The sequence below is a fragment of the Streptomyces sp. YIM 130001 genome (assembly GCF_003574445.1).
Lineage (GTDB): Bacteria > Actinomycetota > Actinomycetes > Streptomycetales > Streptomycetaceae > Streptomyces.
In genome coordinates this window covers 392,473-402,146 of the sequence record NZ_KZ984555.1, presented here as the reverse complement: position 1 = coordinate 402,146, position 9,674 = coordinate 392,473, and the positions used below count along the sequence as shown (strand labels likewise).

The window sequence follows — 9,674 nt, the reverse complement described above, 5'->3', positions numbered from 1 at the left end:
CCGGGAAGCCGGGGGTCTTTCGCGTGCTGCGCCCAGGCGCCGGACGCCGAGGGCAGGACGGCCGGGTGCCGGGCGGCCAGGTCTCAGACCGTGGTGACGACCTCGTCGTACGACAGGCGCGGCGAGCGTGCGAACCACGCGTCGTCGCCCGGCTTGCCGATGTTCACCACGAGCAGCGGCGTGTGGTCGTCGTCCAGGAACTCCTTCTGCAGGCCGGGGAAGTCCACACCGGTCATCGGGCCCGCGGCCAGGCCGGCGGCGCGGACGCCGATGATGAAGTACGCGGCCTGCAGGCTGCCGTTCAGAGCGGCGGCCTGCTCGCGGACCGGGCGCTGCGAGAAGAACGCGTCCTTGATGCCCGGGGCGTGCGGCAGCAACTGCGGGAGCTCCTCGTGGAACTCGTTGTCCGTGGAGAGGATGGCGACGAGCGGCGCGGTGGCGGTCTTCGGCCGGTTTCCCTCGGCCATGTGCTGGACGAGGCGCTCGCGGGCCTCGGGCGAGCGGACCAGGGTGACGCGCAGCGGGCTCTGGTTGAAGGCGGTCGGCCCGTACTTGACGAGGTCGTAGATCGCCTGGACCTGCTCGTCGGTCACGGGCTCGTCGGAGAACGTGTTGGCCGTACGGGCCTCACGGAACAGCAGGTCCTGGGCGGCGGCATCAAGAACGAGGGACATACGGGGGGAACCTTCTCGCGAGGGTCGGAACTCGGGACACGGGGCCGGGCCGATGGTGCGGCGGCCGCATGCGGGCGTCGCGCGGCCAGCCCCTCGATCAGGACGATACGCGTTTTACGTTTAAGATTCAATCAAAATCGGAGCGCGGTGATCCACTTCACAGGGGTCGAGTGGGTCTCGGGCCTGAACTCAGTCCCGCTCGGCGTCCTCGTCGTCGCCCTCTGCCGACTGCGAGGTCTCCGCCGTCTCCGCGTCCTCGGCAGAGGCGAGTGCGGCGTCGAGCCGCGCGCGGGCGCCGTCCAGCCAGCGGCGGCACACCTTGGCCAGCTCCTCGCCCCGCTCCCACAGGGCGAGTGACTCCTCGAGCGTCGTGCCGCCCGCCTCCAGCCGGCGGACCACCTCGATCAGCTCGTCGCGCGCCTGCTCGTACCCGAGCGCGATCTCCTCGGTCGTCGTGGTCATGTGCTCCAGCCTAGGTCCGGGGTACGACAGCGGCGTTGCCGCCGTATGAAACGGTGCCGCGTCAGCGGCGGGGTGGGTCAGTCGGCCGGCGGCTCGTCGACCCGTACGGCGAACTCGCCCTCGGAGACCCGCGCGCGCAGGACGTCGGCCGCCTCGACCTCGTCCGGCGCCCGCACCACATGCCCGTCCGCGCGCTGCAGCACCGCGTAACCGCGGCGCAGGGTCGCGGCGGGGGAAAGGGCCACCACGCGCGCGTGGGTGTGGGTCAGTTCCGAGTCGGCACGGTCGAGGAGGTGGCCGAGCGTGCGCCGGGCCCGGCCCGCCAGCGCCTCCACCTGCTCCTCGCGCGCGTCCAGCATGCGATGGGGGTGCGCCATCGACGGTCTCGACATCGCCACCTCGAGACCGTGCTCCTCGCGCTCGAGCTTCCCGGTGAGCGCCCGGCGCGCACGGTCCTGCAGCATCAGCACCCGGTCGTACTCCTCGCTCACGTCCGGTACGACCTTCTTGGCCGCGTCCGTCGGCGTGGACGCCCGCAGGTCCGCGACCAGATCGAGCAGCGGCGAGTCCGGTTCGTGGCCGATCGCGGACACCACCGGCGTGCGGCAGGCGGAGACGGCCCGGATCAGCTGCTCGTCGGAGAACGGCAGCAGGTCCTCCACACTGCCGCCGCCCCGCGTCACGACGATCACGTCCACCTCGTCCTGCGCGTCGAGCTCCTTGACCGCCTGCACCACCTGCGGCACGGCGTGCACGCCCTGCACGGGGACATTGCGCACCTCGAAGCGGACGGCGGGCCAGCGGTGCCGTGCGTTCTCCAGGACGTCGCGCTCGGCCGCCGATGCGCGGCCGCAGACCAGGCCGATCAGCTGCGGCAGGAACGGCAGCGGCCGCTTGCGGTCCGCGGCGAAAAGCCCCTCCGCGGTCAGCGCCTTCTTCAACTGCTCGAGCCGGACGAGCAGTTCACCCATGCCGACCGGCCGGATCTCGGTGGCCCGCAGGGAGAGCTGGCCGCGCGGCGCGTACCACTCGGGCTTGGCCAGGACGACCACGCGCGCGCCTTCCGACACCACACCGGAGACGGCGTCGAAGACCCGGCGGTAGCAGGTGACGCTCACCGAGATGTCGTGCGAAGGATCCCGCAGGGTCAGGAACACCACTCCCGCGCCCGGCCGCCGGGACAGCTGCGTGATCTGCCCCTCGACCCATACGGCACCGAGCCGGTCGATCCATCCCCCGATGAGCCGCGACACCTCTCCGACCGGGATCGGCGACTCGGCGGACGTCTGCATAGCCATGAGGGCGAGCCTAGCCGCGCGCTCCGACAGCCAGGGTCGGGCGGAGCCTCCGGAATATGAGATACCGCCCCTCCCGCGCGCGGGAGGGGCGGTATCCGGTGCGCATTTGACGGGTCCCGTGCGGTCAGCTCTGGTTCGGCAGCTGCGCGCAGGTGGAACCGGCCTCCTCGCCCGAGAGTCGTGCCGTGAGCCAGGAGATCGCCTTGCCCTGGTCGGTGAGCAGCGGCGCCACGTGGTTGGTGACGAGCTTGTCGCCCAGGTTCGGCAGCGCGATCGGTGCGTACGTGACGTTCGCGCCCTTCTCGCACCAGTCGACGGCCAACTGGCGGGCCTGCTCGTGCGGAACGATGTCGTCCTGAGTGCCCGTCGCCACACGCACCGGCACGGCCGGCTTCGAGCGCCCGATCCGCTGCGCGTCGAGCGTGGCCTGCACCGCCGGCTCCTCCGCGACGACGTCGGACAGCGACTTGCCGTCCGTGGTCCACTTCGTGCTCTTGGAGAAGCCGTAGCCGAAGAGCGCGTCGCCGATGCACATCGTCGACAGGTCGTCGAGCGCGTCCCGGCCCGCGTCGTTCAGGCGCCGGTCGGCGACCTCCTCGAGGGCCGGGTCGGACTGCAGGAACCCGTTGAGCGACCAGCCGAGCGCACCGGCCAGCCCGCTGCCGTCGATGCCCTTGATCACCTCGGTGAGATCGGCCGGCGGAGCGCCGACGTACGCACCGGTCAGCTGCACATCGGGCGCGTACGAGGGCTGCAGCTCGGCGGCCGAGCCGCTCGCGCCGCCGCCCTGGCTGTAGCCGTACAGCGCGACGCGCGAGGAGTCGGTCACCGAGGCGCCCGGGACCGAGCGCGCGGCACGGGCGGCGTCCAGGAGGGCGTGCCCGCCGTCCACGCGGTTGACGTACGTGTGCAGGCGGTCGGTGGCGCCGAGGCCCGCGTAGTCCGTCACCACGACCGCGGCGCCGGAGGAGAGCAGCCGGTAGACCGCCAGGTCCTCGTAACCGACCGACACCGAACGGCCGTTGAAGCTGATCGGGTGCTCGAGGCCGAGCGAGGCGGAGCACTGGTCGCCCTGCCCCATCGTGCCGGGCGCCACGGCCACCAGCGGGCGCGGTCCCTCGCCCTTCCAGTCGGCCTTGGGCTCGATGTACGCGCCGGTCACGGCCACCGGGCGGTCGTTGGAGTCCGTCGACTTGTACATCAGGCGGGTGGCCTCGCCCGGGAACCGACCGCCGATCCCCGGCAGGCTCAGGGCGAGCGGCAGCGGCTCGGTACGGACCAAGTCGCCGTTTCCGGCGGGGAGTTCGGCGGGCGGGTCGTAGAAGGCCGGGATCTCCACGCCCCGGGACTCCTCGGCCGAAGCCGGAGCGGACAGGGTCAGCGTGCCGAGGCAGAGGGCGGCCACGACGGCTGCGGCCAGGGCGCGGGCGCGGCCGCGTGCGGCGGGGGGTTCCGTGGTGGTTCTGTGGTGCGGGGGTGCCAGGTGCGTCTTGCGTGGACGTTTCACGCGGCTCACTCCTCGAAGGCGTGGGGCCGAGCAGGCAGGCCGTCCCGACGGCTTACCGCCCGGTAACTGACTGCACAGTAAGGTCGGGTGTTACCCGGTGTAAACCCTCCGGGGGGCGGGGCGCGTCGGGGCCTGGTCGCCCAACAAGCGCATCCCGCCTGCCAGTCGGACCGACGAGCCCTACGTCCGACAAGCGCCTCGAGCCCGCCGGGGGAACTCCCTGGGCCTACCTACGAACTCCCTGAGTCCGCCCGGCGGATTCCCCAGGTCTGTGTGGCGGGCTTCCGGAGTGCGTGCATGTATCTCCTGAATGTGCGCTCGGTGGATTTCCGAAGTCTGTCTCTCGTGGCTTCGGAGCGCGTTCGGCGAGTTTTCGAAGTCTGTGTGGCGGGCTTCGGGAGGGCGTCCGGCAGAACCTCTGGAAAGCCTGTGTGGCGGGCTTCCGGAGTGCGTGCATGTAACTCTTGAATGTGCGCTTGGTGGATTTCCGAAGTCTGTCTCTCGTGACTTCGGAGCGCGTTCGGCGAGTTTTCGAAGTCTGTGTGGCGGACTTTCGGTGAGCGTCCGGCGGAACCTCTGGAAAGCCTGTGTGGCGGACTCCCGGAGCGCGTGCATGAAACTCCTGAAAGTGCGCCCGGTGGATTCCCGAAGCCTGTCTCTCGGGACTCCGAAGCGCGTCCGGCGGACTCCCCAAGCCTGTGTGGCCGGCTTCCGGAGCGCGTCCGGCGAGCTCTCGAAGCTTGTCCGGAGGGCCCCCGAAAGCCCGTCCGGCGGAACTCTCGAAGCCTGTCCGGAGAGCCTCCCTAGAGCCTGTGCGGCGGACTCCCGAAGCGCGTCCGCGGAACTCCCGAAAACGTGTCCGGCGGGAACTCCCGAAGCCCGTCCGGCGGACTCCCAAAAGCCCGTCCGGCGAACTCCCGAAGCCCGCCCGGCGATTGAGGGCAAGAAGAAGCCCGTCCGGCGATTGAGGACGAGGCCGCCAGGCCGACGCCTGGACGGAAGCCCGACGCCCGACGTAGTCAGACGCCCGACGCCCGACGTAAGTCAGACGCCCCGACAACCGTCAATCCACCGGAACCGCCGCCCCCTTCCGCCCGCCCCTCTGGGCGAGAAGCACCACCACACCCACCACGAACCAGATCGCGCCCACGACCTGCGCCGTCCGCGACGCCTCGACGATCACCGCGATCGTCACCGCCGTACCCAGTCCCGGCACCAGCACATGCCGCCACCAGCTCACCGGCCCGCCCCGCCGCCGTACCGCGAACCACGACACCACGCTCGCGTGCAGCAGCGTGAACGCGGTCAGCGCGCCGATGTCCACCACCGAGACGAGATGGTCCATCCCGTCGTCCCGCCGAGCCGCCCACACCGCGGCCACCAGCGTCACCACCGCGGCCAGCAGGATCGCGGACCGCGGCACGCCCGCACCGGTCCGCGCCAGGAACCGCGGCAGCCGCCGCTCGCGCGCCATCGCGAACAGCAGCCTGCTCGCCGCCGCCTGCCCGGCCAGCGCCGCGAACGCCGCCCCGATCGCCTTGCTGATCGCCACCAGGTCGTGCAGCCAAGTGCCGACCGAGACATCCACCGCGTCGTAGAACGCCGACCCCTGCTTCCCCGGATCCGCCGCCAGCTCGGCCGACGTCACCGGCTCCAGCAGCGCCACCAGATACGTCTGCACCACGAAAAGCGAACCCGCCATCGCCAGGCAGAACAGCACCGCCCGCGCCACCTTCTTCGATCCGCCCGTCACCTCCTCGGCGAACGAGGCGATCGCGTCGAACCCCAGATACGAGAGCACCGCCACCGACACCGCCCCCAGCACCGCGGTGATCGCGAAATCTCCGTCACCGGTGAGCGGCGTCAGCCACCCGCGCGCCGCACCGTCCCGCACCAGAACCACCACGGCGGCGACCACGAACACCAGGAGGACCACGATCTCCAGAGCGAGCACCGCGAATCCGACCCGCGCCGCCGTGCGTACGCCCCAGAGGTTCAACGCCGTGGTCACGACCACCGCGATCGCGGTCCACACCCACTGGGAGACCTCGGGCACCAGCGCGTTCATCGCGATTCCGGAGAACAGGTACGCGACCGCCGGGATCAGTACGTAGTCCAGCATCGCCATCCAGCCGGCGATGAATCCGGGTCCCTCACCGAGCGCCACGCGCGCGTACGTGAAGACCGAGCCCGCCCGCGGGGCCACCTGGACCATCTGTGCGTAGCTGAACGCGGTGAAGGCCATGGCGATCGTCGCCACGATGTACACGAGGGCGACGGCGCCGTGCGACTTGGCGTCCAGCGTTCCGTAGACGCCGACCGGGGCCATCGGGGCGATGAACAGCAGGCCGTAGACGACCAGATCGCGGAAGGTCAGCGTCCGCCGCAGCGTCTCCTGACCGCCGGCCGCCGGGTCGGCACTGGCGCCGCCGCCACCACCCGCTCCGGTGTCGTTCACACCGATTTCCGCACCGTCGCCACGGCCCGTCGGGCCCCCACTCGATCCTGACCCGTCGCCCTTCGACCTGTACTGGTCGCCACCGGACATCGCGCGCCTCCCTCGTCGGCTCGGCTTCCCCTGCTGGGCCGGGGACCAGTCTCGCCAAGGAGGGGGCCTTTGACCTGTTGGGCGCGCCCTTACGATGGGGGACATGACTGCTACTGCCGCCCGCCGTGTCCTGCTCGCCGCCCCCCGCGGCTACTGCGCGGGCGTGGACCGCGCCGTGATCGCCGTCGAAAAGGCGTTGGAGCAGTACGGCGCGCCGATCTACGTCCGCCACGAGATCGTCCACAACAAGTACGTCGTGCAGACCCTGGAGAAGAAGGGCGCCGTCTTCGTCGAGGAGACCGCCGAGGTCCCCGAGGGATCGATCGTGATGTTCTCCGCGCACGGTGTCGCACCGGTCGTGCACGAGGAGGCGGCCGAGCGCCGGCTCGCCACCATCGACGCCACCTGCCCGCTCGTCACCAAGGTCCACAAGGAAGCCGTCCGCTTCGCCCAGGAGGAGTACGACATCCTCCTCATCGGCCACGAGGGACACGAGGAGGTCATCGGCACCTCCGGCGAGGCCCCCGACCACATCACCCTCGTCGACGGCCCGAAGGACGTCGAGAACGTCGAGGTGCGCGACGACTCCAAGGTCGTCTGGCTCTCCCAGACGACCCTCTCCGTCGACGAGACGATGGAGACCGTCGACGCACTCAAGGAGAAGTTCCCGCAGCTCATCAGCCCGCCGAGCGACGACATCTGCTACGCCACGCAGAACCGCCAGCTGGCCGTGAAGCAGATGGGCGCCGAGGCGGACCTCGTCATCGTCGTCGGCTCCCGCAACTCCTCGAACTCCGTACGGCTCGTCGAGGTCGCTCTCGGCGCCGGCGCGCAGGCCGCGTACCTCGTCGACAACGCCGACGAGATCGAGGAAGCCTGGCTGGAAGGGGTGTCCACGGTCGGCGTCACCTCCGGTGCCTCCGTACCCGAGGTCCTGGTCGACGGCGTACTGGAGTGGCTCGCCCAGCGAGACTTCAAGGACGTCGAGACGGTGAAGGCCGCCGAGGAATCGATCATCTTCTCGCTGCCGAAGGAGCTCCGCCGCGACCTGCGCGCGGAGGCCACGACGCTCTCCGAGCAGAGCGCCGAGAGCGAGGCCGCCTCCGGGCAGTGACGGCGCGGCGGGCGGGACTCGGGGCCGTCTTTCGGGCGGTGACCGACGGTCCCGCGTCGTAACGTGGAGCGCATGCAGATCTTCGGCGTGGACATCGGCGGATCCGGGATCAAGGGCGCACCGGTGGACCTGGAGCACGGCGACCTGGCAGAGCCGCGGCACAAGGTCCTCACCCCGCACCCGGCGACCCCCGAGGACGTGGCGGACTGTGTGCGCCAGGTGGTCGGGCACTTCGAGTGGTCGGGCCCGGTGGGCATCACGTTCCCGGGAGTCGTCACGGACGGCAGTACGGTCCGCTCGGCGGCGAACGTCGACAAGTCCTGGGTCGACGTCGACGCGCGCGCCCTGATCAGCGAGCACCTCGGCGGCCTCCCGGTCACCGTCCTGAACGACGCGGACGCCGCCGGAGTCGCCGAGGCCCACTTCGGCGCGGCCCGCGGCCGCAAGGGCACCGTCATCGTGCTCACCCTCGGCACCGGCATCGGCAGCGCCGTCTTCACCGACGGCCACCTGGTGCCGAACACGGAGCTCGGCCACCTCGAACTGCACGGCCACGACGCCGAGAAGCGCGCCTCCACCAAAGCCAGGGACGACGAACAGCTCACCTGGGAGCAGTGGGCGCACCGCGTGAAGAAGTACCTGGCCCACGTGGAGATGCTGTTCTCACCGGAGCTCTTCGTCATCGGCGGCGGCGTCAGCCGCAAGGCGCACAAGTTCCTCCCCCTGATCGAGGGCATCCGCGCCGAGATCGTCCCCGCCGACCTTCTGAACAATGCGGGCATCGTCGGGGCGGCCATGAGGGCCAGAGAACTGGGCTGACGGCGCCCGTCGCCGTGGTGGGGCTGTGTCGGGAGTGGCGGGCTCGGGGTTGTCGGGGCTGCTGGGACCGGCTGCGGGGGAGCCGCGGCTTGGTCGGCGCCTCTGTCCGCCGGAGCCCGCCTTCGCGCCTTGTCGACGCCGATGCCGCGATCCCGCGATGCCGCGTCAGGCGAAAGCCCGCCGATGTCACTTCGGCCGAGCTGTCGACGTCACTTCCGCCGAGCCGCCGACGTCACTTCCGCCGAGCTGAGGCAGAGTCGGTCCGGCCACCCGGGGTTCTGGCGGCGAGTCAGTCCGGCATCCGCCGGCGCGGGGGACGGGCCGGGTACTCCGGCCGGGCGGTGGCCTCCGGGTCGCGCGGGGCACGGCCCCGACGGGCGGACTCGCCCTCGTCCTCGTACGCGGCCCCGTCGATCCGCTGAGGCGCCGCACCCTGCCCCGGCGCCCGGATGATCTGCCGCCGCCCCGCACGCCCGGCCGGCCCCGACGCCTGCCGGGCCGCGTCACGCGGCGCCCGCACCCGACCGTCGCGCGCAGCCCCGCGCGATCGCATCGCCGCGGCCCGCATCTCCCGCTTCCGGGACATGATCCGGATCTTGCGTACGGAGACGATCACTCCGGCGATCAGTGTGCCCCCGTACAACCAGCCGGCGTTCACCGCGAGCGCCGTGACCAGGCCCATCAGCTGACCGCCGAGCCCCTCCGAGCCACCGGCGATCGGCCAGATCCCCACCGCGAACGCGATCGGCACCCCCACCGGCGCCGTCACCAGATCGGCAGGCCGCACCCAGAACGCGCTCAGTGCACTCACCGGCAGGAACAGCACTCCGTACACGACAGCCGACTCGTCGAACAGCAGCCGGCACACACCCGCCACCAGCAGCATCACCGCACACCCGAAGAGCCCGCTGCCCAGCCCCGTCAGCCGCGGGTTCGGCATCTGACGTACGGCGACCACCGCACGCCGTACCGCCCCGAGCACGGTGCGCACCGCACCAGCGACGGGGGAGACCGGGGGACCGCCGGATCCGGTGGGGCCGGCGGCGGGGCGGGCCTGTCCCGCTCCGTCCCGGGGGCCGGACGGAACCGCCGCGGGCCCGGCACCACCGGGACCCGCGGCCTGCGGTGGGACGGGTGAGGTGCGTCGCGTGCGGTCCTGGGTCGGTCGCGTGCTGGGATGGTCCACCGGACCAACCTAGGTCGGCGCCCCCCGGCCGACGCAGCTGGGACACGCGCTCGGCCCGACCTTGAC

The 9,674-nt window shown here is 71.4% G+C and carries 7 protein-coding genes and 1 pseudogene; 2 read left to right on the top strand and 6 right to left on the bottom strand.

The window, feature by feature from the left end:
* Positions 1-83: 83 nt before the first annotated feature.
* From DSC45_RS17300 to DSC45_RS17280, 5 genes are all read right to left on the bottom strand, one after another.
* Complete coding sequence (locus DSC45_RS17300) at positions 84-674, bottom strand: malonic semialdehyde reductase (protein ID WP_119291809.1); 591 nt, start codon at positions 672-674, stop codon at positions 84-86.
* 189 nt (positions 675-863) lie between these two features.
* Positions 864-1,136, bottom strand: coding sequence for an exodeoxyribonuclease VII small subunit (locus tag DSC45_RS17295; RefSeq protein ID WP_119291807.1), 273 nt, complete (start codon positions 1,134-1,136; stop codon positions 864-866).
* Between the two features lie 77 nt (positions 1,137-1,213).
* On the bottom strand, positions 1,214-2,434 hold the full coding sequence (gene xseA / locus DSC45_RS17290) for an exodeoxyribonuclease VII large subunit (RefSeq protein WP_119291805.1): 1,221 nt from the start codon (positions 2,432-2,434) through the stop codon (positions 1,214-1,216).
* Positions 2,435-2,558: 124 nt separating this feature from the next.
* On the bottom strand, positions 2,559-3,839 hold the full coding sequence (locus tag DSC45_RS17285; protein ID WP_240434688.1) for a lipase family protein: 1,281 nt from the start codon (positions 3,837-3,839) through the stop codon (positions 2,559-2,561).
* Between the two features lie 1,165 nt (positions 3,840-5,004).
* A complete protein-coding gene (locus DSC45_RS17280; protein WP_119291803.1) occupies positions 5,005-6,489 on the bottom strand; it encodes an APC family permease in 1,485 nt (494 codons plus the stop codon).
* A gap of 94 nt (positions 6,490-6,583) precedes the next feature.
* Between DSC45_RS17280 and DSC45_RS17275 the strand changes: the two genes are divergently transcribed.
* On the top strand, positions 6,584-7,603 hold the full coding sequence (locus tag DSC45_RS17275) for a 4-hydroxy-3-methylbut-2-enyl diphosphate reductase (protein ID WP_119291801.1): 1,020 nt from the start codon (positions 6,584-6,586) through the stop codon (positions 7,601-7,603).
* A gap of 72 nt (positions 7,604-7,675) precedes the next feature.
* A complete protein-coding gene (locus DSC45_RS17270; RefSeq protein ID WP_119291799.1) occupies positions 7,676-8,422 on the top strand; it encodes a polyphosphate--glucose phosphotransferase in 747 nt (248 codons plus the stop codon).
* A gap of 574 nt (positions 8,423-8,996) precedes the next feature.
* On the opposite strand, the pseudogene DSC45_RS17265 reads toward DSC45_RS17270, so the two are convergent.
* A pseudogene (locus tag DSC45_RS17265) lies at positions 8,997-9,362 on the bottom strand (DUF6542 domain-containing protein); the annotation flags it as partial.
* Positions 9,363-9,674: the final 312 nt, after the last annotated feature.